The sequence below is a fragment of the Methylobacterium sp. AC832 genome (assembly GCF_979256025.1).
The window spans coordinates 709,249-735,588 of sequence record NZ_CEEDMV010000001.1 but is presented as its reverse complement, the minus strand read 5'-3'; the positions used below and the strand labels follow the sequence as shown (position 1 = coordinate 735,588).

The following is a 26,340-nucleotide window of genomic DNA, read 5'->3' as shown; positions in this document are numbered from 1 at the left end:
TATTCATCGAGAAATAGTTTAAATTTATTAAGGCTCTTGACGGCAGCGTGGTCGACATAAAACCACAGGGTATTCGTCAATGTACCGCGCCCTTCTCTGCCTAAGCGCGCAGCACGACGCCTGGGTCTTGCCCCTTGCTGCTATCGTATGCTGGGTTTCAAGCCATACCGCGCTGCGGCTTGCCCGCCAGTCAACTAAGAGCCGGGGCCTGGAACCTTTGGCGTGGCTGTTGGCGGCGGGTTTCTCAGCTGGAGCCGGGGTCTGGAGTACGCATTTCATCGGTATGCTCGGTTATGATCCGGGACTCGTCGTCAGCTACAATACGCGCTTGACGCTGCTATCCTTGATGGCAGCCATACTGGCGTCGGTGGTCGCACTGGCGTTCGGACGTTGGGCCACCAATTCAGCCATGGCGGCGGGCGCCGGGATCGTTCTCGGGTTGGGCGTGGCGGCCATGCATTTTATCGGCATGGCGAGCATCCAGCTTCCTGGAGCTTTTGCCTGGGATCGAACGCTCGTCTTCGCCTCGGTGCTGATCGGTTGTAGCTTTTCAGCCGCCGCATTCGTCGCTTTCAGGCATCGGGGGCTGAAATATCCGATCGGTGTCGCTGCGACGCTTCTGACCGTCGCGATCGCGGGATTGCACTTCACCGCCATGGGCGCTGTGCAGATCACCCCTGACGGAGCGGAACCTGCTTCGGTGTCTGGGCTGCCGCGTCTCGCCCTCGCCTCCGGCATCGCCGCGGTCATGCTTGCGATCCTGGGCTTTGCCGCGCTCGCCCTGTTCGCCGACCGCATGCGCCGCGCCAATCGCGCCTTGCGGACCAGCGAGACCGCATTACGGATCAGCGAAGAGCGTCTTGCGCTCGCCCTCGATAGCGGCAGCGACGGCCTTTGGGACTGGGATGTCGCGACAGGAAAGGTCTGGTTCTCAGACCGCTCGCAGACAATGCTCGGCTACGAGCCGGGCGGGATCGAGGGTCATGTGCGGTCCTTGATACGACTTACGCACCCTGACGACATCGAGCAGTCTCGAAGGCAGCTGGCCGACCACATAGAGGGGAAGACGAAGATCTACGAATGCGAGCAACGCGTCCGCAACAAAAGCGGTGCCTACACGTGGGTCCTGTCGCGCGGCAAGATCGTCGCGCGTGATGCCACAGGGGCTCCACTCCGCATCGTCGGCACACAGATCGACATCGCGGCGCGCAAACAGGCGGAGCAGCAGATCGAGTATCTGGCGTTGTACGATGCGCTCACCGGATTGCCCAACCGCACCCTATTTTGGGATCGCCTCGACCGTGAAATGGTGAGCGCGGAACGACGCGGACACTTCTTCGCGGTGCTCGCCTGCGATCTCGATCGTTTCAAATCCGTGAACGACAGCATGGGACACCCGGCGGGCGACACCCTTCTGCGCAAGGTCGCTGAACGGCTTACCGCGGCGATCCGTGAGGGAGACACCGTCGCTCGGCTCGGCGGCGACGAGTTTGCGATCGTTCTCAGAGGACTCGACCATCCGCAGAATTCCAGCACTACAGCGCAGCAGGTCATCGACGCCGTGAAGCTGCCTTTCGATATCGAGGGCCGCGCAGTCAGTGTCGGGATCAGTATTGGCATCGCGCTGGGGCCGCAGGATGGCTGCAATCCGGACCAGTTGTTCAAGAATGCCGATATCGCGCTCTACCGCGCCAAGGCCGCAGGTCGGAGCACTTACCGCTACTACGAGCCCGAGATGGATGCGGCGATAGCCGAACGCAATGCGCTCGAACTAGACCTTCGCGAAGCCGTTCGGCTGGGTGAGTTCGAGTTGTACTACCAGCCGATCATCCGCCTCGAGAACGATATATTGAGCGGCTTCGAGGCGCTCATGCGTTGGAGAAGTCCTTCGCGGGGCCTCGTCTCGCCCGGAGACTTCATTCCACTGGCCGAAGAAATCGGCTTGGTCGTCCGGCTCGGCGCCTGGGCCCTGAAGGAAGCATGCTGCGAAGCGGCGAGATGGCCCGGCGACCTCAAGGTCGCCGTAAACGCCTCAACCGTGCAATTCGCCGAACTTGGTTTGGAGCATGCTGTTGTGACGGCGCTGGCGACGTCAGGTCTGCCGCCGCATCGTCTCGAGCTCGAAATTACCGAGAGCGTGCTGATGAGCGACACGGAAAGCGCAATCCGTTGCCTGCATCGGCTGCGTGAGCTTGGAGTACACATAGCCCTCGATGATTTCGGCACCGGCTTTTCGTCCTTGAGTTATCTGCGGCGATTCCCATTCGACAAGATCAAGATCGACCGTTCCTTCATCCACGAAATCGGCAATGCCGATACGGCCGCGATCGTGCGCGCCATCGTCGGCCTCGCTGAACGGCTGGGCGCGAGCATCACCGCCGAGGGTGTCGAGGACGAAATGCAGCTTGCCCACGCACGTGGAGAGGGTTTCACAGAGGCACAAGGCTACTTGCTGAGCAAACCACTTTCAGCGCGCGATGCTCTTCAATACGCCCGTGCTTCGAAAGATCTTGTGGCCTGATACCGCGTTTTCTTGTTCCACGCCGGCTACGAAGAACTGATGTTTTCGGGCACGCGACGTCCAGCATCAACGGCAACGTCTGCTTCGGGACGCAAGGCCAGGCCCCTACCGCGACGGTCCGGCAACGTTACCGGCTTCCAACGTCCGGCGATCTGAGCCGTTGGCGGGCCGATAGGGCCGTGAAAGCCAAGATCGATTGGGTGGCAATGGCATGTCTACGATTTGTGCCGCCGCTCGATATCCTCGTTCAGCATCGGACCGACGAGGTGATCTCCGAGGCGAGCACCACTGGGGAGAGCTGTCGGGGAGCCCCGCTCCCCCTCAGGCTTCTCCTTGCCGACAACTTCGAGCGGTCCATGCAAGACGGCAATCCGCCCCGGACCGTCGCGCAAGAAGGCATTGAGGCGGCCCGTGAGCGCATCGGGTCCAACCTTTGGCCCGGTGACCAATCCGGTCGGCGTGCCATCCTCGGCTGCCCTTCACTCCGGCGGCTTTATCGCGTTTCGCCCTCGGCAGCTTCGCGTCCCAGTTGATGCAGGGGAACTCTCACATCCTGTCGGCTAGATCGTTTGTCTGCACCAATGCGGATCATCGAGCTTTCTCCGCGCTATGTGCATCAGATCGTCCCGAACGGACTGGGTCGCGCTGAACGGGATATCGAAGTTCAGGCTATGATAAATCAGGCCGAGGACGGTGCTGTAGTCGGGATCGTCAGCGCTGCGGTCGATGAAGTTCAAGACCCATCGGTAGACGGATTCATGGTCCGACGGAGAGGAATCGTCCCCGACGACCAGCCGACCTCCGGTGATCCACTCGCTCCGCAATGCCGCGATGTCCTGCGCCGTCGGGTTTGTCATACCGCCTCGTGACGTTCGAACAGGCCCGGCAGCGACCGCGCCGAGTGTCTGAACTCATCATCCCCAGCCGACCACCTCATCCCGAGGTGCCGAAATGCAGCGGAGGCCTCGAAGGAGCCTTCCAGTTCGCGTAGCGGGTTCTGGAGCCCTCCTTCGAGGCCGCTACGCGGCACCTTAGGATGAGGTTAATGCTTGGGACAAACAACTCAAACAGGCTCTGACCCGTCGCCGATTTCATATCGCCGAACCGGTGAGCGTCTTCGAAACCCGCTCAGTGCCGCGCCCGGTCCGCCGAAACCAAACTCCCCAGCCCGAGCAGCACCGCGTCGCAGAGGAAGGCCAGGGCGGCGGTGGCGAGCGCCCCCTGCAGCATGGGCAGGACGTTCTGGTTCTGCAGCCCGGCGACGATGGGCGTGCCGAGGGTGGAGGCTCCCGCCAGGGCTCCCACCGCCGTGGTGGCGATGGCGAGGACGAGGGCCGTGCGCAGGGCATCGACGAGGCCCGGCAGCGCCAGGGGCAGTTCCACCCGGAGCAGGACCTGGATCGGCGTGAAGCCCAAGGCCTCCGCCGCCTCGCGGGCCTCGGGCGAGACCGATTCCAGCGCGCCCACCGTGCCGCGCAGGACCGGCATGATGCCGTAGGCCACGAGGGCCAATAGGGTCGGCGGCCCGCCGAAGCCGAGGATGGGCAGGGCCAGCGCCACCATCACCACCGGCGGCACCGCCTGCGCGGCGGCGGCGATGCCGTCGATGCCGCCGCGCAGGGGCGCGGCGACCGCGCGCGTCACCAGGATGCCGAGACCGAGGCCGAGGGCGGCCACCAGGGCGAGCCCGAGCGCGGCGAGGCCGAGATGATGCGTCGCGAGGGCCAGCAACCGTTCCGCGCTCAGGCCCCGTCGCGGCTCCTCGCCGAGGCCGGCCACGATCCAGGCGGCCAGGGAGGGATGGCTCATCGCCGCGAAGATGGCTCCGACTAGGAGGATACCGAAGGCCGGGCGTAGGCGGTGGGTCATGCGCGCCACCTCGCACGGCAGCTTGCCTCCATCGCGCTCAAGGCCGCTTCTGCCGCCAGCGACAGGGCGACGATGGGGATGGCGCCGAGGAGGATCAGGTCGGGCGCGAACTGGGCCATGCCGTCGAAGACGATCCGCCCGAGGCCGCCCGCGCCGATGAGGGCGCCCAGTGTCGCGAGGCCGAGGCTCTGGACCGTCGCGACCCGCAAGGCTCCCACGAGCACCGGCGCGCCGAGCGGCAGCCTGACCTGCTGCAGGATCTGCCCCCTCGTCAGGCCGATGGCCTCGGCGGCATCGATGGCGGCGGGGTCGGCGGAGCGCAGGGCCGTGCCGATCCCGCGCCAGAGCGGAAGTAGTAGGTAGGCGGCGATGCCGATGAGGGCGGGCCATGGCCCCAGCGCCGAGAGACCGAGATCGCGCAAGGCCGGCACGGCGCGGACCAACCCGGAGACCAGGGCGACGAGGCCGCCGAATAAGGCGACGGCGGGAATCACCTGTATGCCGCTCACGACGAGCCCGACGATTCCCTCCCCCGAGCGCCAGAGCGACAGAATCACCGCCGCCGGAAGCGCCAGGACGATCGCCCCGCCCGACAGGAGCAGATGCTCGGCGACGGCCTGGTGGAGCGCCTCCCGCCGCCCGGCATATTCCATGACCAGCGAGAGCCGGTCCAACCCGCCGCCGTGCCACGCCGCGATCAGGATTCCCGCGACAGCGAGGGCGGCGAGCAGACCGAGACCGCGGATCCGGGCGCGTCCGATGCTGGCTCCGGCGAAGGCCAGGAGGCAGGCCGAGGCCATCCAGAAGCCGGAGCCGAGGCTGGCTCTCGCGGCGGGCGGCATGGAGGCGAGGCGACGAGTGGCCTCCGCCCCGAGGCCGAGCAGGAGGAAAGCCCAGGCCGCCGCGAAGAGGCCGACGGCGAGCAGACCACCCATGCGTCGGGGCAGCGTCGCGAGAAGGACGAGACCGGCCAGCGACAGCAGCAAGACCAGGCCGATCGATCCATCCCCAAACCCGGACGCAACCACGGGAGCGCCGGGCAGGAGCCGATTCGGCGCGATATCGAGCAGCGCCATCCGATGGAGGAATGCGATGAGAAGGCCGGCCCCGAAAAGCCCGGCCGATGACGCATGAAAAGCCGCCCGATGGCGGTTCGAACGCCAGTCCGATTCCGCTCTCATCCGATCAGCCCGCGCTCCGTGAGGTCGTCACGTGCGACCTTTTCCGCGATCTCGCCGTCGATGGTGATCCGCGCGTTCAGCCGGCGAAGGGTCGGTGCGTCGAGACCGGCGAAAATGCGGGCCAGGGCCGGACGGATCGCCGGAAATCGCTCCAAAGCGGCGGCGCGGATGACCGGCGCGACCTCATAGACGATCTGGGCCGCAGCGGGATCGCTCATCACCACGAGGTCCAGGGCAGAGAGGGCCCCATCGGTGCCATAGACCATCCCGGCATTGACCCCGCTGATCCGCTGTGCCGCCGCCCGCGCCGTCACCGCCGTATCGCCACCGGGCAGGCTGATGATGCGGTCGAGGGGCAGGCTGAAACGGTAGGCCGCCTCGAAGGACGGCAAAGCCGCCGGGCTCTCCACGAACTCGGTTGACGCGGCCAGCAGGATCAGGCCGTCATTCGCCACCTTGGCGAAATCCGCCATCGTGACCAGATGCCGCTCCCGCGCGAAATCGCCGTTGAGGGCGATGAGCCAGGTGTTGTTGGCGGGCGCCCTGGCGAGCCAGATCAGCCCCTTTTCGGCATCGCTCCGCCGGATGGTCTCGTAGGCGTCCTGAGGGATCTTCCAGGCAGGATCGGCCTCGGTGCCGGTGAAGAACGCTCCGTTTCCGGTATATTCCGGGTAGATATCCACGTCGCCGGACAGCAGGGCGCCGCGGACGATCAGGGTCGGGCCGAGGCCGAGCTTGCGCACCACCGGGACGTTGAGATGCTCGAGCGCCAGGGCGATCATCGCCCCCGTGAGCGCTCCCTCCGTATCGCTTTTCGAGGCCACGACGAGGGGCCGCTCAGCTCGGACAGGAGATGCAGCCGCGAAGGACGCCGCGCCCAGCATTACCAGGGCGCCGCGACGATGAGTGGTCATGAGGCCGCGCCCTCGCTTGCTCCGCATGCCACAGGTATCGGCGATGTGCGTGAAAATGTATCGTCCGATAACATTAACCCGATCCTGAACCGCCGAGGCCACTTTCTGCGCCTTGACACGCCAAGCGGAACGGGCGACGGCTCGACCGTTGCCGCAGGAGCCATACGTCATTCCCGCCACCCCGACAGATGGCAAGCCTGCGAGGCTACGGATGACGGCACCGTTCCGGGCAGGAACGAATCGAAGGGAAGAATCCCCAGCGTGAGTGCTGAACAGAACGACACTCTCCTCGACGGCGCCAGGGTTCTGGTGGTGGAGGACGAAGCGGCCATCTCGATGCTGCTCGAAGACATGCTGCTCGACTTCGGGTGTACCGTAGTCGGTCCCGCTGCGCGTCTTGCGACGGCTTTGGAAATGGCTCGGAACGAGACCTTCGAAGTCGCGATCCTCGACGTCAACGTCGCCGGCGAGCCGATCTATCCGGTGGCCGAAGCGATCACCGAGCGCGACCTGCCCATCGTCTTCTCGACGGGCTACGGCGGCGCGGGGATTCGTGAGCCGTTCCGTGATCGTCTCGTGGTCCAGAAGCCATTCAGCCAGGCCGATCTGAAGCGCACCCTGATCGCTGCCCTCGCAGCAGCGAAGAAATAAGCCTCGGTCGACCTCGCTCGGGCGCTGTTCTTGGCTGATGGCCTCGTGTCAGCAGCGACCGCTCTTCCAGAGAGTACAGCGGCGCCTGCAGCCCTGCCCCATCAAGCTCGTGGGCGGGTCCGGACACGACACAACTCCGTCCTCGGATGGAGGGTTACCTCTCGGCTCAGAGTCCCTCGATCGTGAAGGCGTCAGGGAGATGGCGCGGCCAAGTCCTTGGCGCAACGAACACCGCATCCGCCCTGAACGTCATCCCCCCGTAGCGGGGATTGCGCGTGATCCAGGCACGCACGGCGCGGGAAAACCGGGCGCGTTTCTTTGCATCGATAGCGACCAGCGCAGTCTCGAGATTCGCCCTTGCCTTCACCTCTACGAAAGCAACGGTATCGCCCCGGCGTAGGACCAGGTCGATCTCGCCGCCATTCGCGCTGAAGCGGCGGGCCAGAGGGCGATAGCCCTTCATGATCATGGCGAAGAGGGCCAAGGTCTCGCCGGACTGGCCGCGCAGGTAGGTGGCGCGCCGCCGTCCTTTCGCATCGAGGAGCTTAGACGTCCGCATCGGTACGTCTGGCGAGGACGAGAGCCCGGGCATAGACGACCCGGCGGGGCTGGCCGGTGGCATCGGCCACGAGAGCAGCGGCATCCTTGATCGAGTGACGCGAAAGCGCGGCCTCGATTGCCGCATCGAGACCGGCCTCGACCTCCTCCTCCGGCGGTTCTTCCGGATTGGTCCCGATCACCACCACCACCTCGCCCTTGGGAGCCCCCTCCTCGGTGAACGTCTCGGCTAGGGTCGCGAGGGTGCCGCGCCGGATCGTCTCGTAGAGCTTGGTGAGTTCGCGGGCGACCGCCGCGGGCCGGCTCCCTCCGAGGATCGCGGCGGCATCCACTAGCATTTCGGGCAGGCGGTGGGGTGATTCGAACAGCACCAGCGTTCCGGGGATCTGCCCGAGCGCCGCTAGGCGATTGCGCCGGGCACCGGATTTCTGCGGCAGGAAGCCTTCGAAAAAAAAACGGTCGGTGGGCAGGCCCGCCGCGACGATGGCGGTCATCACCGCCGATGGACCGGGGATAGGCGTCACCGCAATACCCGCCTCGATCGCAGCCTGGACAAGCTTGAAACCCGGATCCGACACCAGCGGCGTCCCGGCATCCGAGACCAGGGCCAAGGCATCGCCGTTCTGCATCCGTGCGATCATCCGCTCGCGGACAGCCGCGTTGGAATGCTCGTGATAGGCGACCAGCGGCGTCGTGATGCCGTAATGCATCAACAGCGTGCGGGTGACGCGGGTGTCTTCGGCGAGCACCGTATCCGCCGCCGCCAGAGTCGCGAGCGCGCGGAACGACACATCCTTGAGGTTGCCGATCGGGGTCGCCACCACGTGCAGGCCAGGGTCGAGCGGTTCCGCCTCTGCCGCGAGGCCGAAGGCGGTGAAGGTCGAGATGGGCTTGGCCGGATCGTGGACCGCCCTGGAGCGGCGCGTCCGATTGTCGATTCTCTGAGTCATGAGGCAGACATTGCCACGGGGACACGGGCCGGAGGAATGCCTGCACCGGGGGTGTCGCGACATTTACTTTTGTCGTCCAGGCTTTAACCGTGCGCGCATCGGGCGTGAGATGCGGATCGGCGACGAGGAGTACCGTGCAATGGAGAAAAGCCTTGCAAGGGGCCACCGTCCGGCAATGCCCGTTTGGGCGATGGCGGTGGCGATTCTTCTGCTCGCCGGGGGGCTCAGCGGCTGCATCGGCGGCCCCGATGGCGGCCCACGCGCCACGAAAGCCGCTCCTGACCCGGATATCGCCGCCGCTGGCGATCCGCAGGCGCCGTCACCGGGCGCGATGAAGATCGGCACGGGCTCGGTCAAGATCGCCCTCATCCTGCCCCTGTCCGGTCCCGGTGCAACCGTCGGAACGGCCCTCCGCAATGCGGCGGAACTCGCCGTCGAGGATTTCCAAAAGCCCGACCTGCAGATTCTGGTGAAGGACGATCGCGGATCGCCCGATGGCGCACGCGAGGCGGCCCATGCCTCCCTGTCCGAGGGCGCCGAACTGGTGCTCGGCCCCCTGTTCGCGGCCAATGTCCAGGCGGCTGCCGGCGTCACGCGCGCAGCGGGCAAGCCGATCATCGCCTTTTCCACCGATGCGAGCGTCGCGGCACGCAGTGTCTATCTCCTCAGTTTCCTGCCGCAGACCGAGGTGGACCGGGTAGTCGACGAGGCGGTGGCAGCCGGGCGACGCTCCTTCGCCGCGCTGATTCCCGAGAGCAGCTACGGCAATGCCGTCGAGGCACAATTCCGTGAGGCGGTGGCCAGAAAGGGTGCTCGGCTGGTGGGAATCGAGCGATATGCGCCTGGCGCGCCAGCTCCAGCTATTTCGCGCCTCGCGGGCCTCATCAATGGTTCTGGCGCTCAAGCTGACGCTCTGTTCCTGCCGGAAAGCCCGGAGGGCTTGGCCATCGTCGCACCGGCGCTCGCCAAGGCGGGATTTTCTCCCAGCCGAGTGAAGCCCATCGGCACGGCGGTGTGGAACGACCCGCGCATTTTCGCCCTGCCTGCCCTGCAGGGCGGCTGGTTCGCAGCGGCCGATTCGAAGGGATTCAGCGATTTCTCACAGCGCTATCAGGCGCGGTTCGGCACTGCACCTCCGCGTGTGGCGACGCTGGCCTACGACGCTGTCTCGCTCATGGCAGCGCTGTCGCGGCAATATGGATCTCAGCGCTTCGCCGACGCGACGCTGACGACGCAGGCCGGCTTCTCGGGGATCGACGGCACCTTCCGCTTCCGGCCGGAGGGGGTAAGCGATAGGGCTCTAGCCATCTACGAAATCCGCAGCGGCGCACCGGCTATCGTGAGCCCGGCCCCGCGCACGCTCGGCCCCTCTGGCACCTGATCCGGCTTGTGCGTCAAGTATGGTCGAGAAAGGCTGCGCAGAAGGTAGCACTGGCCGGCCATGCACCCTGGTCAATGTGATAGATCATGAGCAAGCGGACGGGGGCCAGCATCAGGCAGCGAGTTCCGCCACCACGGCGTTGAGAACCGGCGCACCGCGCGGGGTCGCGGCGATGCGGCCTCCGTCCAGGCGGGTGACGAGCCCGTCGCCGATCAGAGCCTCGACACGCGCCGCATCGATGGGACGGCCTTTCAGCATCGCGTAACGGTCGGGGTCGACGCCCTCCTTGAGGCGCAGACCCATCATAAGGAACTCATCGCCCTGGTCGGCACATGAGAGTGCTTCGGTCTCGATGATGCCATGACCGTTGCGCTCGACCTGAGCAAGCCACGCCTCCGGCGCCCGCTCAGTGACGGTGCCCATCCGCCCTTCTTCCGTCACAAGCCGGCCATGCGCGCCTGGACCGATGCCGGCATACTCGCCGTAGCGCCAGTACAGGAGGTTATGACGCGATTGCGCGCCGGGGCGAGCGTGATTGGAAATCTCGTAGGATGGGAGGCCCGCGGCGTCGCATACCTCTTGCGTCACATCATAGAGTGCCCTCGCCATGTCGTTGTCCGGTGGGACAAGCTTGCCGGCCGCATGCAGGCCGAAGAACGGCGTGCCGGGCTCGATGGTGAGTTGGTAGAGGGACAGGTGCTCAGCCGCCCGCGCGATGGCCTCCTTCAACTCGGCCCGCCACGCCGATGCGCTCTGGTTCGGCCGCGCATAGATGAGATCGAAGGAGTAGCGTTCGAAGTGGGCAGCCGCCGTCTGCACCGCCGACATTGCCTCCGCGGCCGTATGGAGGCGCCCCAGCGCTTTCAGGGAGATGTCGTCCATGGCTTGGACACCGAGCGAGACACGGTTCACCCCCGCGGCCCGATAGCCGCGAAAGCGACCGGCCTCGACGCTCGTGGGATTGGCCTCCAGCGTGACCTCGATATCGGGGGCCGCCCCCCAGGCATCGTCAATTGCCTCGAGAAGCCCCGCCACGGTTGACGGCTGCATGAGGGACGGCGTGCCGCCGCCGAGGAAGATGCTGGAAACCGTGCGGCCCGGAACGCGCGCCGCGACATGGGCGATCTCGGTCCGGAATGCCGCCAGGAAACGTCCTTCATCCACCGGGGCATGGCGGACATGGCTATTGAAGTCGCAATAGGGGCATTTCGAAGCGCAGAAAGGCCAATGGATATAGATTCCGAACCCGGCGTCGCGGGTCGGGTGGTCCGGTCCTGAAGAGTCGGTCATTCAACGGATGTGCGCGCGGATAACAGTTTTGGCAATGGTCCCGGAGACATCCCGCGCTCAGCCTACGCCCCCTTCTTGGATTCATCCGCCACAAGAAGGTCTCGGTGAGAGACCGTTGCGGCCGTCGATGAATCCACCTGCTCCCGTCGGCACGACTGAGATCAGGGTCATCCAATCTCAATCTAGACGAGACCGGTCAGACCGGACGCTGCAGGCAACTTTGGGCCAGCAGCACGAAGGCCCGTGCCCGGTGCGACAGCGCATTTCCGCTCTGCCAATCGACACCGTGCTTCTCCTCTGAGGAGATCTCACCGAAGGTTCGGTCGTAGCCGTCGGGCAGGAACATCGGGTCGTAGCCAAAGCCTTGTGAGCCGCGCGGCTCTACAAGATCGCCGAAGACGCGGCCTTCGAACGTTTCGGTGTGGCCATCGGGCCAAGCGATGACGAGGGCCGAGACAAAATGAGCCCGGCGGGTCGTGGCTCCGCGCTTGTCGAGCTCGGCCGCGATGCGAGCCATCGCACTGGAGAAGTCTTTGCTCGACCCCGCCCAGCGGGCGGAGAACAGTCCGGGTGCGCCATCGAGGGCGTTGACGCAAAGTCCGGAATCGTCAGCGAAGGCGGGCAGGCCCGAAGCCTGCGCCGCAGCGATAGCCTTGATCGCTGCGTTCTCCGCGAACATCGTCCCGGTCTCCTCGGGCTCCGGCAAGCCGAGTTCGCCGGCAGAGACGGCCTCGACACCGAAGGGCATCAGCAGCTCACGCATCTCCACGAGCTTGCCGGCATTATGAGTGGCGATGACAACTCGCCCGGTGAGAATGCGCGGCGCGCTCATGCGATCGCCTGCTTCTGAAGGGCGACGAGTTGCTCGACGCCGCCGCGGGCTAGGCGCAGCAACTCGATGAGTTCGGCTTCCGAAAAGGGCTTTCCCTCGGCGGTGCCCTGCACCTCCACGAGGCCGCCGGAGCCGGTCATGACGAAATTCGCATCGGTCTCGGCGGCCGAATCCTCGGCGTATTCGAGATCCAACACGGGGGTGCCTTTGTAGATGCCGCAGGAAATGGCGGCGACATGCTCACGTAGGGGATCGACGGAAATGATGGAGCGCCCGCGCATCCAGGTGAAACAATCATGCAGGGCGATCCAAGCGCCCGTGATCGCGGCAGTGCGAGTGCCGCCATCCGCTTGAATCACATCGCAATCCACGGTGATCTGGCGCTCGCCGATGGCGGGAAGATTGGTGACGGCGCGGAGCGAGCGGCCAATCAGCCGTTGGATCTCCTGCGTCCGTCCGGAGGGCTTGCCGGAATTTACCTCGCGGCGGGTGCGTTCATGGGTAGCGCGGGGGAGCATGGAGTACTCGGCGGTGACCCAGCCCTTTCCCGAGCCGCGCAGCCATGGCGGACCGCGCTCTTCGAGGGAGGCGGTGCAAAGAACTTTCGTTTGACCGAACGTCACGAGGCACGAACCCTCGGCATAACGGGCGACGGAGCGCTCCAGAGTCACGTTGCGCAATTCGTCGTTCGCGCGCTTCGAGGGCCGCATGGGCACTCTCCTTGGTCGGGTTCCGGGATGGTCGTCCGGGCTCTTAGGCCGCGGTCCGGCTACCGGCAAGCGCAGCGAGGTAAGGTAGGGGCGCGCCTCGCGGTGCGCCCCAAACTCGGGCCTCAGTAGCGGTAGAAGCGGCGGTGATGATGGCCGAAATGGCGGCGGTGATGGTGATGACCGAAGCGACGACCGTAATGATGGCCGAAATGGCGACCGCGATGATGGCCGAAATGGCGGCGATGATGCCGGCCGTGGTGGCGCCAGTGTCCGCCGCCGTATTGAACCTCGGTGGCGGCCGCGTTCGCCGCGCCGGCGACTTCGCTGGATACCGCCATCGGCGCGGCTTCAGCGCCACGGGGCGTTCCCAGGATCATCGCGCCCACCAGGGCGACCACGATGGCGAAGGTCTTCGCCATGGCGGACAGGGTTGGGTTCTTCATCAGGACGGGCTCCGTTTGAAAGATGTTTGTTTCGTCGACCGCTGGGTGCGGATGCGGTGCAACGCATGTTCGACGGAAAACGACGCACGACCTGGGGAGATTATATATTTTTTGTTTCGGGATTAAGCAAAGGCCGATCAGAATAAGGCTTTTATTCCTTTGAATTCGTCGAGCCTCCATCCTCGCTCGACAGAATGCGCCGGAATGAGTGAGCGGTGATCGTCTGTAGACGCCCGTTAGAATCATGACCCGAACTCGTTTTTCTCCCACTTGGGTGATTCAGGTTGGCAGGTAGCCGGCATGTTCCAGACCGTCGTCCCTGCCATGTCACTATCTCTCATCGGCCACGCTCTCCGCGGAACGCACAGCCATCAACCGTCCGTGCAAGTCATTGGCATGAGATATGCTAACGGCGAATCCGGCTACGAACGGCCGCGAACGATGTGAGGGGAAACCCGGCTGTCGGATCGCTTGAGGTACGAGAGGCTCGAAATGACGAAATATAAGCTCGAGTATCTATGGCTCGATGGATACACGCCGGTGCCGAACCTGCGTGGCAAGACCCAGATCAAGGAATTCGATGGCTTCCCGACCCTTGAGCAGCTTCCGCTGTGGGGCTTCGATGGCAGCTCGACGATGCAGGCCGAGGGCGGCAGCTCCGACTGTATGCTGAAGCCTGTGCGCCACTTCCCCGATAGCACTCGCAAGAATGGCGTCCTCGTTCTCTGTGAAGTGATGATGCCGGACGGCGTCACCCCGCACGTCTCGAACAAGCGCGCAACCATCCTCGATGATGACGGCGCCTGGTTCGGCTTCGAGCAAGAGTATTTCTTCTACAAGGACGGACGCCCCCTCGGCTTCCCCGCCACCGGCTACCCTGCCCCGCAGGGTCCCTATTATTGTGGCGTCGGCTATAAGGAAGTCGGCAGCATCGCTCGCAAGATCGTCGAGGAACATCTCGACCTGTGCCTCGATGCCGGTATCAACCACGAGGGCATCAACGCCGAGGTGGCCAAGGGCCAGTGGGAATTCCAGATCTTCGGCAAGGGTTCCAAGAAAGCCGCCGACGAGATGTGGGTCGCTCGCTACCTTCTCCAGCGCCTGTGCGAGACCTACGAGATCGATGTCGAGTACCATTGCAAGCCGCTCGGTGCGACGGATTGGAACGGCTCCGGCATGCACGCGAACTTCTCTACGGAGCACCTGCGCATGGTGGGCGGCAAGGCCTATTTCGAAGCGCTCATGGCAGCGTTCAAGGAAAACCTGGACGACCACATCGCGGTCTACGGGCCTGACAACCACATGCGGTTGACCGGCAAGCACGAGACCGCTGCGATCAACGAGTTCAGCTATGGCGTCGCCGATCGTGGTGCCTCGATCCGGGTGCCCCACAGCTTCGTCAACAATGAGTATAAGGGCTACTTGGAAGACCGCCGTCCCAACAGCCAGGGGGACCCCTACCAGATCGCCTCGCAGATCCTGAAGACGATCGCGACGGTTTCAACCGCCGACGAGGCGAAAGCGGCCGCCTAAATATTAGGCAGACAATTAAGGCTTTTGCGCCAATTATAATCGATGCCTGTCGCAGGGTCTGCGGCAGGCATTCTTTTTTGCTCATTTGGAAGGCAAGCGGGTCTCAATGAACAAGTCGCTTGGCTACCTCGGTGCAACACGCTTCTTTTCGCCTACATTACGATGGGGCGTAGGGGATTACCGTCCCTACTGAGTTCACGCGCCGAAGATCGACCAGCCAAGGCGCCGAGTGAGCATCTCGAGGGCGATCCGGCCGAGATGCGAATTACCGGATGCGTCGAGGCCCGGCGACCATACCGCGATCGACGCTTTTTCGGGGGCCACCGCGATAATTCCGCCGCCGACGCCACTTTTGCCGGGAAGGCCAACACGATAAGCGAATTCGCCGGACCCGTCGTAGTGACCGCAAGTCAGCATGACTGCGTTGATACGCTTGGCGCGCTCCGGAGAGACCACGGAATGCCCGGTGAGAGGGTTGCGGCCGGAATGAGCAAGGAAGCGGCTCGCCGTGGCTAGCTGCCGGCACGACATGCCGATGGCGCAATGATGGAAATAAACACCCAGGGTGAAATCGACCGGGTTATCGATATTGCCGAAGGATTTCATGTAGTTGGCAAGCGCGATATTACGGAAACCCGTGCGCAGCTCGGAGGCGGCCACCGCCTCGTCAATGGTAATGGTCGGGTCCTGGGCGAGGAACTGCATGAAGCGCAGGATTTCACCGAGCGCTTCCCGGGGCTGGTGGCCCGACAGTATCGTGTCGGTCACCGCGATGGCACCGGCATTGATGAACGGATTGCGGGGGATGCCGCGCTCACGCTCGAGCTGGACAATGGAGTTGAAAGGACTGCCGGACGGCTCGCGACCGACTCGGCGCCAGAGCCGATCTCCCGCCATGCCGAGGGCCAGAGTCAGCGTGAACACCTTCGAGATACTTTGGATCGAGAATGAAGTGTCGCTGTCACCTCCTGCCGCCACATGCCCGTCAGCATCGATGACGACAATTCCGAAGGCCTTCGGATCGACCCGGGCGAGTTCCGGGATGTAGGTGGCGACCTCACCTCGGTCTGGCCGGTCAGCCATCTCCTCGGCGATTTCTCTGACGACGGTATCAAGGTCGGGCACGGCGTCGCTCATCTGCGAGGAAACGGGTATCGATGCGAGCCAAGACGGAACCCGCATGCCTCCGCCACGGCGCCATCCGACAGATGGCGGAGTTTCGCGGCCGGCCGCACCGCGACGCAAAGGGCATTCCTTTTGGACGAAGCGGATTGCCGGAGAACAACGTCGATGCCGCGGGCCTAGAGGTTGTGCGCGAGGGCAGAGCCGGACACAATCGCCGCTCAGGAAGAACCCATTGAACGATCGCCCCCGCCCCTTCTCTTCTCAGCAGCTCCAGCCCCTCGCGGCTCTAAACGAGCGCACACGCGAGATCTTTCGACAGATCGTGGAGAGCTACCTCACGACGGGCGAACCTGTAGGATCCCGCAACCTCGCACGCATCCTGCCCATGGCGCTGTCGCCGGCCTCGATCCGCAATGTCATGGCGGATCTGGAGCATTCTGGCCTGATCTTCGCGCCTCACACATCCGCCGGCCGACTTCCGACGGAAATGGGCCTGCGCTTCTTTGTCGATGCCATGCTGGAGATCGGCGATGTCGGGCGCGAGGAGCAGGAGCGGATCGAGGCCCAAATGCGTGCCGCCGCATCTGGCCACACATTCGAAAGCGCCTTGGCCGAGGCCTCGACGCTGCTGTCCGGAATTTCCCGGGGAGCAGGCGTCGTGCTGACCACCAAGACAAACGTGCACCTGAAACACATCGAATTCGTCCGGCTCGATCCAGCCCGCGCCCTCGTCGTACTGGTGTCGGATGACGGTTCGGTGGAGAACCGCCTCCTGGATCTGCCCCCGGGCCTTCCGGCCAGCGCCCTGCAGGAAGCCTCCAACTACCTCAATGCCCGCCTTCATGGACGCACACTGGGAGGCTTGCGCGCCGAGATCGAGGCCGGCCGCGAGGCGATGAAGCGCGAACTGGACGTCATTACCGAGCGCCTGGTGGATGCGGGCCTAGCCACCACCGTCGGGCCGTCCGACGCACGTCAATTAATCGTGCGCGGCCAAGCCAACCTTCTCGACGACCTGCGCGCGGTGGAGGATCTCGAACGCATCCGCCTACTCTTCAACGACCTTGAAACGCAAAAGGATGTGATCGAACTGCTCTCCCGCGCCGAGGGTGGAGAAGGAGTGCGCATCTTCATCGGCTCGGAGAATAAACTGTTCTCGCTTTCCGGCTCGTCGATGATCGCCGCACCTTTCCGGGACGGTTCTCAGAAAATCGTCGGCGTCGTTGGCGTCATCGGCCCGACGAGACTTAACTACGCGCGGATCGTGCCGATGGTGGATTACACTGCTCGGGTAGTCTCGAAGATGCTCGACCGCAACGGGCGCTGAGCGTCATTGCGTTCATCTCACCGGACAAGACTTCGCTTCTCCAAGAAAGCTCTGCCACGACTTGAAGGAAACTGAACCAATGGTCGACGACGCCCCGGCTTCGGGGATTAATGTCGAGACACTGGCGACCTTTATTCGAAGCTCGGCACATGAGTAGCCAAAGGCCTGCTGAAAGGCCCTGACTTAGCTGCCCTCCTGCCGGAAAGCGAAACTCGCTGCGATCACTCGCATAGAAGTCTCAGTCTTTCACCTCGCTGTGATCTCGCCAAGCGCACGCGTCAGGCGCAGCCTGAGAATGACGTTCTCAACCTAGCCTGTTGCACTCATGCGGCGCTGCAGAGTTTAGTAAGAGGAAGAGGCCCAACCTCGCAGGTCGTTTGATACGCGGACCAAACATAAGCCCTTGCCTGAAACATCCAGGCTCCGGATCGCTGATGACAGCTTGTCCGGAGCCTGGACTCTGTTCTCACGTCACCACTTCGATCCGGCAAAGCATCACGCGCTACGGTTCACAATTTGACAGCGTATGCGCTTCGCCAGAGGAAGTTCCCCTCGAGGACACCACAGATGAAGATCAACCGCGGATGACGTCCACAATCTCATAGGTGTCCGGGTCGACGATGACGATGTCGTCGTCGACAAGTACGTATCGGTAATCTTCGTATTCGGGCACGATCTGCACGATGTCAGGCGGCAGGTCGTAGAGAGTGTAGCTTCGGGCGATTGCGGTCCCCACCGTCAGAGCGAAAGCACCAGCGGCAAGACGGGGGATCCCGCGACGAAGTACGCTCTGGCGAAATTCTGTACGCTGCGGAGCACCCAGTCGGCCATAAGCCCCGCGCACGGCGCCGCTATCGCCTCGGCCCGCACGATCTCTACGCCCGGCTCGATCACCCCGGTCGCTGTCGCTCCTCTCGCCACGATCCGCTTTGCCATCCTTCAGGCCGCGATCGGCCTTGCCGCTTCCGTCCATCCGCTCATCACGATCGGCCCTGCCGTCTCGCTCAGCCTTGCCGTCTCGGTCAGACTTGCCGTCTCGATCAGACTTGCCGTCTCGATCAGACTTGCCGTCTCGATCCGGCCGGGCTGCGGGATCGCTCCTGCTGCCAGCACTCGGGCGTTCGCCCTGCTCCATGCGGCCATTTCGTTCGCCGCCAGCATCACCGCCTCGCTCCATTCCAGCCGCGCCACCGCGCTCACCCGCAGGGCCGCCGCGATCCCCCGAGGCACCACCGCGTTCCATACCACCTGCGGCTCCACCACGCTCGGCTCCGCCGCCACCGGCGCCCCGCATGCCGGCGCCACCAGCCGATCCGGCACCACCTGCGCCACCGCCGGGCGCACCGGCGCCTGCCGCTGCGCCGCCACCCGCACCGCCACCTGCTCCAGGCCCACCTTGGGCGAAAGCACTCGCCGCACCGACGACGAGAACGGCAGCCGTCACCGTACTCCGCAAGAGCTTGCTCATGTCAGTCAGTCCATCTCTTGGTTGATTGCTGACGCCACGCGGCGCCGACGCGAAGCCGAAACGGAAAGACTGCCAAAACCGTTCCGCGATTTAAAACTACTTCCCACGTCGTCATCACACTGCACAGGCAACTTAAGCCCGAGCTTCACGGTAACGGACTTCCAAGTATTTCCACTTGGAGAAGACGATGACGTACCTTTGCCATGGCGGGAAGGGCGATGGGGATGAGGGAATGGATGACATTTGCAGCCTGCTGTAGGAAAGCCGCGTTGAGGCGCTTGTGAATTCTCCATCGCCGCTTAACGTCGCCGACCAAGAGGCCCAGGTAGGGCTCCGACAAGGATGGTAGGGAGTGCCCATGTCCGACGCTATCGCGATCGATCCTTCGAAGCCTGACGATCCGGAAGACCGCCGTCGGCGGATATTCGCCATCGTGGGCTCGTCGTCGGGTAATCTCGTCGAGTGGTTCGACTTTTATTGCTACGCCTTCTTTGCCCTCTACTTTGCGCCGGTCTTCTTTCCCGAAGGCGACGATACCAGTCAGCTCCTGAAATCCGCCGCCGTGTTCGCGGTCGGATTCTTCATGCGCCCCATCGGTGGTTGGTTGTTCGGCCGTATCGCCGATCGCCTTGGCCGCAAGACCTCGATGATGATCTCGGTGCTGATGATGTGCGGCGGATCGCTCATGATCGCCGTGCTACCGACCTATGCCAGCGTGGGGCACTGGGCTCCCGCCCTGCTCTTGCTCGCACGTATGATCCAGGGCCTTTCCGTGGGCGGCGAGTACGGCACCAGCGCCACCTACATGAGCGAGGTCGCCCTGAAGGGTCAGCGTGGATTCTTCGCCTCGTTCCAGTACGTTACCCTAATCGGCGGACAGCTTCTGGCCTCGCTGGTGCTGATCATTCTGCAGAGCTTCCTCACCGCCCAGCAGCTCACTGCCTGGGGCTGGCGCATCCCGTTCTTCATCGGTGCGATGGCGGCCGTGGTGGCGCTGTTCCTACGTTCGTCGCTCGCGGAGACGGCGACCAAAGAGGACATGGCCTCGAAGGAATCGGGGACCTTTTCGGCCCTTTTCAAGCATTGGCGGGCGTTCTGCGTGGTACTCGTTTACACCGCCGGCGGCTCCTTGAGCTTCTATACTTTCACCACCTATATGCCGAAATATCTCTTCAACACGGCGCATATCGACAAGATCACCGCATCGCAGATCTCCACTGCGGCGCTCCTCGTCTACATGGTGATCCAGCCCTTCTTCGGCTGGCTTTCGGATAGGATCGGCCGCAAGACCAACATGCTGCTCTATAGCGGGCTCGGCACGCTGATGGTGGTGCCGCTAATGACGGCGATCGGCTCCACTACGAACCCCTACCTCTCGTTCGGTCTGATCATGATCGGCCTCACGGTGATCAGCTTCTACACGGGCATCAGCGGCATTGTGAAAGCAGAGCTGTTCCCGACCCAGGTCCGGGCGCTGGGGGTCGGCCTCTCCTACGCGGTAGCGAACTCGATCTTCGGTGGCACGGCGGAGGCGGTAGCCCTGTATTTAAAGCAGATCGGCTCGGAAAGCAGCTTCTTCTGGTACGTCACGGCGATGCTCGCCATCGCCTTCATCGGCTCGCTGATCATGCCGAACCCCAAGCGCCACGGTTATCTCGACGGTGACGGCACGGTGGAAGAGGCGCTGATGCGCAAGTCACGCCGGGCGCTGCCCGCCTAAATTGCCGCTCTGTCGAAAGGTCAAACGCACGCGGTGTTCGCTCGCCGCGTGCGTCTACATAAGTGCCGCACAGCAACCGTGATCCGGTTCGGGTGATATCGTCGGTGACTATTTCCGATGCAGTGCGAGTCAGTCGGGCATGTGCGTGATTTGGCCCTTCGCATCCGCATGGCCGAGACTTGCAGCGAGGAACTGGATCAGTTTCACGCAGCGTCGCCCATGATCGCTCGTCGCTGCCGGTCGAGTTCCTCGCTGTAGCGCTTGAGGGTGTGGCTCTCGGTGAGCAGCCCGATCACCCGACGCGAGACCGGATCGTCCACCACCGCCAGAGCTTCGCTCTCCGCGCTGTCGAAGGCCGAGGCTGCCTGTTTGGCATTCATGCCGGCGGTGAGGAACACGTCTGTATAGCGCATGGCCTCGATGAGACTGGCCTCGCTATCAGCCGTCACCAGGGCATGAGCCTCGGGCACCAGCACGATTCCGGCGTAGCGCCCTTCCTTATCCACCATCACAACGCGGGACGGCGAGCCGAGGGGATGAGCCGCAAGGAAATCGCAGAGCTTCATATCGACCGGCACGGTTTCGACCTCGCGACGCATGAGCGCCCCAACGGTGAGTGACCTGATCCAGCCGATATCATGCGCGCTACGGATGCTTTCGCCGCGAAGGTGGAAGCGCCAGGTGGCAAAGGAATAGCCGAAGGTCTTCCGCACGGTCATCGACGAGGCGATCACCGCCACCAGTACGAGGCCGGTGATCGGAAAGCTGCCGGTGAGCTCGAGGGCGAGGAATGTCATCGTAAGCGGGCCGCCGATGACTGCCACCGCCAGGGCGCTCATGCCGATCACCGCATAAGCCAGCGGTGTGAGAGCGAAGAAGGTGAGTCCCTCCAGGCCGGATAGTCCATGAACGCCGGAAAGGGCCGGGATTGCCTCCGCCATCAGCGCGGCAAAGAGCTTGCCCGCCAGAGCGCCGAGAAACAGCGAAGCGAAGAACAAGCCGCCGCGAAAACCCGAGCCGATCGAGATCGCCGAGGCCGAGGCCTTCGCCACGAACAGCAGCGCCAGAGCACCGACCCCCATGGCAGGCATGTTGGTGTCGAGATGGAGATGGAGCGCTCCGTGCCCACCGGAAAGTATCTGCGGGGAGACAGCTAGGGCCAGGACGCCAACGCAGAGACCGCCGATGGCGGGGGCGAGGAAGGCCGGCATGCGGGTCGCCCGCACACCCTGCTCGACTAGGGTGACACCACGCATGATCAGAATTCCGAGCCCAGCGCACGCGAAACCAAGAGCGAGGCTCGGTAGCGTATCGATTCCGGAGACCGCCCTCGTCGTCAGGACATCGAAACCGTTGGCAGTCACCAGGGGACTCTGCGTTACGAGCGCCTTGGCGACGAGGCTACCGCACAGGGCCGAGACGACCACCGGTGTGAGAGTGGCGATGGAATAGGTGCCGATGATGAGTTCGAACGCATAGAATGCCCCCGTGAGCGGCGCCCCGAAGGCAGCGGCGATGGCGGCGGCTGAACCACAACCCACTAGGGTACGTAGATCCGAGCGACGCATTTCAAAGGAGAGGCCGAGACGCGAGGCGATGCCGGCGCAGATCTGGGTATAGCCCGCCTCAAGACCGACCGATGCACCGCTGCCGTTCGAGATCACATTTTGCGCCGCCACGGCAGCCGACCCCTTCAGCGAGAGCCGCCCGCCATGCAGGGCATTGGCCTCGATGGGATCGACGATCGGCTGCTGCGGGCTGCCTCGGCGACGAGCCAAGCCCAGGGCGATCAGGCCGAGGATGAGACCGCCGACGGCCGGGCCGACCAGAATGAGGATCGGGGCCACATCCGTCGAAGCGCTGAGACGGGCGCCGTGCGGTAATCGATAGAGGATCTCGCGCAGGCCCTGCGTCGCGAGACTCATGGCCGAGACTGCGATCCCGGCGATCGCGCCGACGCAGGCGGCCAGCGCCACGAGCCCGGCTTCGCTGCCGCGCACCAGGGCACGCAATCGGCTTGGCACGTGGACCAGCAGCTGGCCGGCGGGAGATCCACGGCGCGGCGCGGTTTCTGAGTTCATCGACCGACGGGGGGATTGGCACGAAAGGGGTACGAAGACCGCGGCACCTTAGGGGTGGGGTGCAAGGTCCGTCGACCGAATTTCCACGTCCGGCGGCATCGATGGGGCGAAGAGTTTTCCCCATTCTGCATTCCTTGCGTCTCTAACGCTTGAAATGCCCGCAGCCTCAGGATACATCGCAGCCCGAGTGCCGCTGTAGCTCAGTTGGTTAGAGCGCTTGATTGTGGATCAAGAGGTCCCCCGTTCGAGCCGGGGCAGTGGTACCATTCGACTATCCTGGCGTCTTTGGCGACGCCTTGCAGGCTAAGAATTGGCAGCTGTTTCTAAAAGCTCCCAGCTTGGCCTTGCCTGCCTAGAATGATGCGTATCGCCCGATTACGGCAGCGCCGTTCTTGCTAGATCAGTTCCTATACAATGTTGTCGTGAATGCCCGGTGGTTGCTGGTGTCTTCCGTCCGACCCTGTCGCATGCGGACGGTAAAGGCTCGTAATGGCTAAGCTGCCGCAAAGTGGCCATCGACGCCACGGGATGATCACGAGCCTAGCCGTTTTGTCGCCACAACTGTCCTCGTAAATGCCGATGTGCGCCACCACACGGAGACGAGTCGATCAGATGCGGGTTCAGAAGGTCGGATCATCACGAGTTACCCCTCCCTCGCGCCGCTTCGGCGCTGGCGGTGATGCGGCAACTTCATCCGATGCGCTGACGCTCAAGAATCGGGTCGGACACGACCATGGGAGCCGCCCCGCCCTCACCCGCTCCGTTCTGGCCATGATGCTGGTCGCGGGAGGCCTGAGCGCCGTCGTTCTCAACGGTACCGGCACCAGTGGCTTCGGCGCCGTGGTACAATCGGCTCAGGCGATGACCGAGCTGTCGATGCCGAAGCCCAGAATTCAGTCGGCGGTCCCGGGAGTTCTAGAAGCTCCACCCACCGTACTCACGTCATCCTCAGCCTTTGCCCCCGTCCACGACCTCGACACCGAAATCGGCTCCAATGCCGTCGATCGTGTCTCCTACGATTACCTGTTGACCGAAAGCGCTGTCGGCGACCCGAACGATATCCTCGAATTCGGACCGATGAAGATTCGCCGCCACTTGGTGCAGAAGATCGTCCGCGCTGCGCAGGCCGTACAGACCGACCCCGTCCTGCTGATGGCGGTAGCCGACAAAGAGTCGAGCTTCATCACCGAAGTGCAGGCCAAGACGTCCTCGGCGACCGGCCTATTCCAGTTCATCGAGCGCACCTGGCTCGGTGTTGTGCGCGACTTCGGAGCGAAATACGGCCTGACGCAGGAAGCGGCCCTCGTGGTCTCCGGCGATAACGGCAAGCCGAGCGTGGCAGATGCCGCCGAGCGGACCCGCATCCTCGAATTGCGGCGTGACCCCTATCTCGCCGCACTGATGGCAGGCGAGATGCTGAAACGCGACGCAGCGCGAATCTCCCTGCGTATCGGCCGCGAGCTGACCCTGGGCGAAGTGTATCTCGCCCACTTCCTCGGTCCCGACGATGCCGAGGAGTTCCTCGCTACCGTTGTCGACAAGCCGACATCCGCCGCCGCCCAGATGCTGCCGGGCCCGGCGCGCGCCAACCGTTCCATCTTCTTCGCGGCCCAACGCGGTCGCCGCAAGGCAGCGAGCCTGTCGGTGGCCCAGGTTCATGAGAAGTTCGAGACTATGATGAGCACTCGTGGTGCTCGCTACCGCGATGTCCGCTCTCTCTCGGGCGTCATGGCCTATGCCGACGCCTCGGTGGAGTAACCGCGCCTCACCGCGTTTTATGCGCCGATCTCGCTATCAGTCCTGAACACCAGCAATCGCATTTCCCGGACCGATTCGCCGTCGGCCCAACCCTTGTTGCGCCATGGGAGCAACTGACGCCTGAGTCCCTACGTTGAGCTTGGGGCCGCACGCGGCGGTACCATGCAGATGACGAAAACCGGAGGGATGACGTGCTTGATCCGAAAGGCCCGTCGAACAATCGTTCGCCCACTCCTTTCAAGGATGTTCCGAAAAAGCGCGCAGGCAACGATACGCTCGCGCCTGGCCTCGCCCTCGACCAAATCGGCGAAGCCCTCGCGTCTTTCTATGACGACCTGATCGCCGAGGGCATTCCGGAGAACTTGGCTGCCCTCGTTCGTCAGGTCCACCAGCCGGAAGCCACGCCTGAGCCCGATCCCGTTATCTCCGCGCCGATTCGTAAATCCGGCCGCCTCGCCCTCGTGGTCGAGGATGACGCATCGACACAAGGCTTGGCAGTCGCCCTGCTGGACGAGACTGAGCTCGATGCTATCGGCTGCGCTACGGCGGAAGAGGCTCTGGCCGTGATGCGGGACAGGGGCGGTGATGTCGCTCTGGTCTTTGCCGATATCCAGCTGTCGGGCGTCATGGACGGCCTGCAACTGGCGCGTGCCGTCGCGATGCTGTGGCCTACGGCGAGGATGGTGGTCACATCCGGCCGACGTGCTCCGCGACCGGACGCATTGCCGGAAAGGGTGGTCTTCATCCCCAAACCCTGGCGCCCCCAGGATGTGTTGGTGGAAGCCGAGCACGCAACCAGCAATCCTCCTCCGCCAGTGCCCTGAACTCTGCCCACCGCGGATGAATCGGCCAGGGCCGCTTTCACTTTGATGACGATCGCTATCGAACCAGCTCAAGGAGCATTGCCCCAGCGGTGATATTCAGGCCAATACTCCTGTGCCGTGAAGGCGACATCACGGGCCGCCATGACGTTGGGCGCACCTCTTGCATTGCATCGATCCAAGAGAGTGGTACCGACCGGTGCTGCGGAGCCTGTGAACGTGCCGATCCTATCCGTCCGTCACATTACGACCTACCGGTACCGCCAGCCCGTCGGCTTGGGCGAACACCGGATCATGTTTCGTCCGCGCGACAGCTATGACCAGCGCCTGATCGCCGCGACGCTGAAGATCACGCCCGAGCCGTCGTCTCTGCGGTGGTTGCACGACGTGTTCGGAAATTGCGTCGCCGTGGCGACATTCCAGGGTCGCGCCTCCACCCTGACCTTCGAATGCTCGATCACCCTCGATCACACACCCGAGCTCGCACCGGAATTTCCGATCGCGCCGCATGCGGCCTACTACCCTTTCGGCTACGGCGCCGACGATATGCCGGATCTCAGCCGCTCCATCGAGCGGGAACATCGCGATCCGAAGAACGAGGTCGATGCCTGGGCGCGTAGCTTCGTTCCGCCTGCGGGTCGCATCGGCACGCAGGATCTGCTGGCCGAGATGACGCGCCATGTCCGGCGCAACTTCGCCTATCTCGCGCGCTCGGAGAAAGGCGTTCAGGACCCCGTCACAACCCTGCGCCTCAAGCGCGGAAGCTGCCGCGATTTCGCGGTACTGATGATCGAGGCCGTGCGCGCGCTTGGCATGGCCGCCCGCTTCGTCTCCGGCTACCTCTACAATCCGCGCGGTGACCGCAACCGCCATGTGGGCGGTGGCTCGACCCATGCCTGGGTTCAGGTCTACCTGCCCGGCGCGGGCTGGATCGAGTTCGATCCCACCAACGGCATCGTCGGCAATCGCGACCTCATCCGCGTCGCCGTCGCCCGCGATCCGCGGCAGGCGGTGCCGTTGCACGGCTCCTTCTTCGGGTTTCCCGCGGACGATCTCGGCATGTCCGTGAGCGTCGAGGTCGATGAAGTCGAACTCAGTTCCCTTGAGCAGCGTACACCCGATGCGATGGTGGTGCGTTGATGACGTTCATTCCGCTGCCATCAGATGGCGGCTGGGTTCAAATCATATTTTTTCAGACATGGGGCCA

General features: G+C 63.9%; 23 protein-coding genes and 1 tRNA gene. 10 read left to right on the top strand and 14 right to left on the bottom strand.

The window, feature by feature from the left end; translation table 11 throughout:
• Window positions 1–79: 79 nt before the first annotated feature.
• On the top strand, window positions 80–2,521 hold the full coding sequence (locus tag AC0IXR_RS03425; RefSeq protein WP_471759753.1) for an EAL domain-containing protein: 2,442 nt from the start codon (window positions 80–82) through the stop codon (window positions 2,519–2,521).
• A 560-nt stretch (window positions 2,522–3,081) separates the two neighbouring features.
• Here AC0IXR_RS03425 and AC0IXR_RS03420 read toward each other — a convergent pair.
• From AC0IXR_RS03420 to AC0IXR_RS03405, 4 genes are all read right to left on the bottom strand, one after another.
• Window positions 3,082–3,378 (bottom strand): hypothetical protein, encoded by a 297-nt coding sequence (locus AC0IXR_RS03420; protein WP_056432245.1) that lies wholly within the window; start codon window positions 3,376–3,378, stop codon window positions 3,082–3,084.
• 271 nt (window positions 3,379–3,649) lie between these two features.
• Complete coding sequence (locus tag AC0IXR_RS03415; protein ID WP_471759752.1) at window positions 3,650–4,390, bottom strand: ABC transporter permease; 741 nt, start codon at window positions 4,388–4,390, stop codon at window positions 3,650–3,652.
• Window positions 4,387–5,571, bottom strand: coding sequence for an ABC transporter permease (locus tag AC0IXR_RS03410; protein ID WP_471759751.1), 1,185 nt, complete (start codon window positions 5,569–5,571; stop codon window positions 4,387–4,389). Before AC0IXR_RS03410 ends, AC0IXR_RS03415 begins: the two co-directional genes overlap by 4 nt.
• Window positions 5,568–6,485: a glycine betaine ABC transporter substrate-binding protein gene (locus AC0IXR_RS03405; protein WP_471759750.1), complete on the bottom strand. Its 918-nt coding sequence runs from the start codon at window positions 6,483–6,485 to the stop codon at window positions 5,568–5,570. Before AC0IXR_RS03405 ends, AC0IXR_RS03410 begins: the two co-directional genes overlap by 4 nt.
• 261 nt (window positions 6,486–6,746) lie before the next feature.
• On the opposite strand from AC0IXR_RS03405, the gene AC0IXR_RS03400 reads away from it, so the two are divergent.
• The gene (locus tag AC0IXR_RS03400) at window positions 6,747–7,136 is read left to right on the top strand and encodes a response regulator (RefSeq protein ID WP_056432242.1); all 390 of its coding nucleotides are present in this window, start codon (window positions 6,747–6,749) and stop codon (window positions 7,134–7,136) included.
• Window positions 7,137–7,302: 166 nt separating this feature from the next.
• Here AC0IXR_RS03400 and AC0IXR_RS03395 read toward each other — a convergent pair whose 3' ends face one another.
• A complete protein-coding gene (locus AC0IXR_RS03395; RefSeq protein ID WP_419951927.1) occupies window positions 7,303–7,695 on the bottom strand; it encodes a YraN family protein in 393 nt (130 codons plus the stop codon).
• Window positions 7,682–8,644, bottom strand: a complete 963-nt coding sequence (gene rsmI / locus AC0IXR_RS03390) for a 16S rRNA (cytidine(1402)-2'-O)-methyltransferase (RefSeq protein ID WP_471759749.1) — start codon at window positions 8,642–8,644, stop codon at window positions 7,682–7,684. The genes AC0IXR_RS03395 and rsmI overlap by 14 nt, the downstream gene beginning before the upstream one ends.
• Window positions 8,645–8,834: 190 nt before the next feature.
• Between rsmI and AC0IXR_RS03385 the strand changes: the two genes are divergently transcribed.
• Entirely contained in the window at window positions 8,835–10,025 is a 1,191-nt protein-coding gene (locus AC0IXR_RS03385) for a penicillin-binding protein activator (protein ID WP_471760231.1), read from the top strand.
• Between the two features lie 111 nt (window positions 10,026–10,136).
• On the opposite strand, the gene hemW is transcribed toward AC0IXR_RS03385, so the two are convergent.
• From hemW to AC0IXR_RS03365, 4 genes are all read right to left on the bottom strand, one after another.
• A complete protein-coding gene (gene hemW / locus AC0IXR_RS03380) occupies window positions 10,137–11,315 on the bottom strand; it encodes a radical SAM family heme chaperone HemW (protein WP_471759748.1) in 1,179 nt (392 codons plus the stop codon).
• Window positions 11,316–11,511: 196 nt separating this feature from the next.
• Window positions 11,512–12,147, bottom strand: a complete 636-nt coding sequence (gene rdgB, locus AC0IXR_RS03375) for an RdgB/HAM1 family non-canonical purine NTP pyrophosphatase (protein ID WP_056432223.1) — start codon at window positions 12,145–12,147, stop codon at window positions 11,512–11,514.
• On the bottom strand, window positions 12,144–12,857 hold the full coding sequence (rph, locus tag AC0IXR_RS03370) for a ribonuclease PH (RefSeq protein ID WP_056432220.1): 714 nt from the start codon (window positions 12,855–12,857) through the stop codon (window positions 12,144–12,146). Before rph ends, rdgB begins: the two co-directional genes overlap by 4 nt.
• A gap of 122 nt (window positions 12,858–12,979) precedes the next feature.
• Complete coding sequence (locus AC0IXR_RS03365) at window positions 12,980–13,300, bottom strand: hypothetical protein (protein ID WP_056432217.1); 321 nt, start codon at window positions 13,298–13,300, stop codon at window positions 12,980–12,982.
• Between the two features lie 492 nt (window positions 13,301–13,792).
• On the opposite strand from AC0IXR_RS03365, the gene AC0IXR_RS03360 reads away from it, so the two are divergent.
• A complete protein-coding gene (locus tag AC0IXR_RS03360) occupies window positions 13,793–14,833 on the top strand; it encodes a glutamine synthetase beta-grasp domain-containing protein (protein WP_471759746.1) in 1,041 nt (346 codons plus the stop codon).
• A 195-nt stretch (window positions 14,834–15,028) separates the two neighbouring features.
• Here the strand turns inward: AC0IXR_RS03360 and AC0IXR_RS03355 are convergent, their stop codons facing one another.
• Window positions 15,029–15,958 carry a glutaminase gene (locus tag AC0IXR_RS03355; protein WP_082469997.1) on the bottom strand — a complete coding sequence of 310 codons (930 nt, stop codon included), beginning with the start codon at window positions 15,956–15,958 and terminating at the stop codon, window positions 15,029–15,031.
• Between the two features lie 232 nt (window positions 15,959–16,190).
• Here AC0IXR_RS03355 and hrcA point away from each other — a divergent pair, with 232 nt between their 5' ends.
• Window positions 16,191–17,285, top strand: a complete 1,095-nt coding sequence (gene hrcA, locus AC0IXR_RS03350; protein ID WP_056432208.1) for a heat-inducible transcriptional repressor HrcA — start codon at window positions 16,191–16,193, stop codon at window positions 17,283–17,285.
• Between the two features lie 574 nt (window positions 17,286–17,859).
• Here the strand turns inward: hrcA and AC0IXR_RS03345 are convergent.
• Together AC0IXR_RS03345 and AC0IXR_RS03340 are read right to left on the bottom strand one after the other, a co-directional pair.
• Window positions 17,860–18,258 carry a DUF1236 domain-containing protein gene (locus AC0IXR_RS03345; RefSeq protein WP_311274149.1) on the bottom strand — a complete coding sequence of 133 codons (399 nt, stop codon included), beginning with the start codon at window positions 18,256–18,258 and terminating at the stop codon, window positions 17,860–17,862.
• Window positions 18,225–18,695 carry a hypothetical protein gene (locus AC0IXR_RS03340; RefSeq protein ID WP_471759745.1) on the bottom strand — a complete coding sequence of 157 codons (471 nt, stop codon included), beginning with the start codon at window positions 18,693–18,695 and terminating at the stop codon, window positions 18,225–18,227. The genes AC0IXR_RS03345 and AC0IXR_RS03340 overlap by 34 nt, the downstream gene beginning before the upstream one ends.
• A gap of 416 nt (window positions 18,696–19,111) precedes the next feature.
• On the opposite strand from AC0IXR_RS03340, the gene AC0IXR_RS03335 reads away from it, so the two are divergent.
• Window positions 19,112–20,473, top strand: a complete 1,362-nt coding sequence (locus AC0IXR_RS03335; RefSeq protein WP_471759744.1) for an MFS family transporter — start codon at window positions 19,112–19,114, stop codon at window positions 20,471–20,473.
• 203 nt (window positions 20,474–20,676) lie between these two features.
• Here AC0IXR_RS03335 and AC0IXR_RS03330 read toward each other — a convergent pair whose 3' ends face one another.
• Window positions 20,677–22,554, bottom strand: a complete 1,878-nt coding sequence (locus tag AC0IXR_RS03330) for a chloride channel protein (protein ID WP_471759743.1) — start codon at window positions 22,552–22,554, stop codon at window positions 20,677–20,679.
• A 189-nt stretch (window positions 22,555–22,743) separates the two neighbouring features.
• On the opposite strand from AC0IXR_RS03330, the gene AC0IXR_RS03325 reads away from it, so the two are divergent.
• The 4 genes from AC0IXR_RS03325 to AC0IXR_RS03310 all read left to right on the top strand — a co-directional run bounded on the left by AC0IXR_RS03325 (window position 22,744) and on the right by AC0IXR_RS03310 (window position 26,273).
• A tRNA-His gene (locus tag AC0IXR_RS03325) sits at window positions 22,744–22,820 on the top strand.
• 346 nt (window positions 22,821–23,166) lie between these two features.
• Window positions 23,167–24,312 carry a transglycosylase SLT domain-containing protein gene (locus tag AC0IXR_RS03320; protein WP_056432198.1) on the top strand — a complete coding sequence of 382 codons (1,146 nt, stop codon included), beginning with the start codon at window positions 23,167–23,169 and terminating at the stop codon, window positions 24,310–24,312.
• A 302-nt stretch (window positions 24,313–24,614) separates the two neighbouring features.
• The gene (locus AC0IXR_RS03315; RefSeq protein ID WP_056432480.1) at window positions 24,615–25,136 is read left to right on the top strand and encodes a response regulator; all 522 of its coding nucleotides are present in this window, start codon (window positions 24,615–24,617) and stop codon (window positions 25,134–25,136) included.
• A gap of 216 nt (window positions 25,137–25,352) precedes the next feature.
• Window positions 25,353–26,273: a transglutaminase family protein gene (locus AC0IXR_RS03310; protein ID WP_056432476.1), complete on the top strand. Its 921-nt coding sequence runs from the start codon at window positions 25,353–25,355 to the stop codon at window positions 26,271–26,273.
• Window positions 26,274–26,340 lie beyond the last annotated feature (67 nt).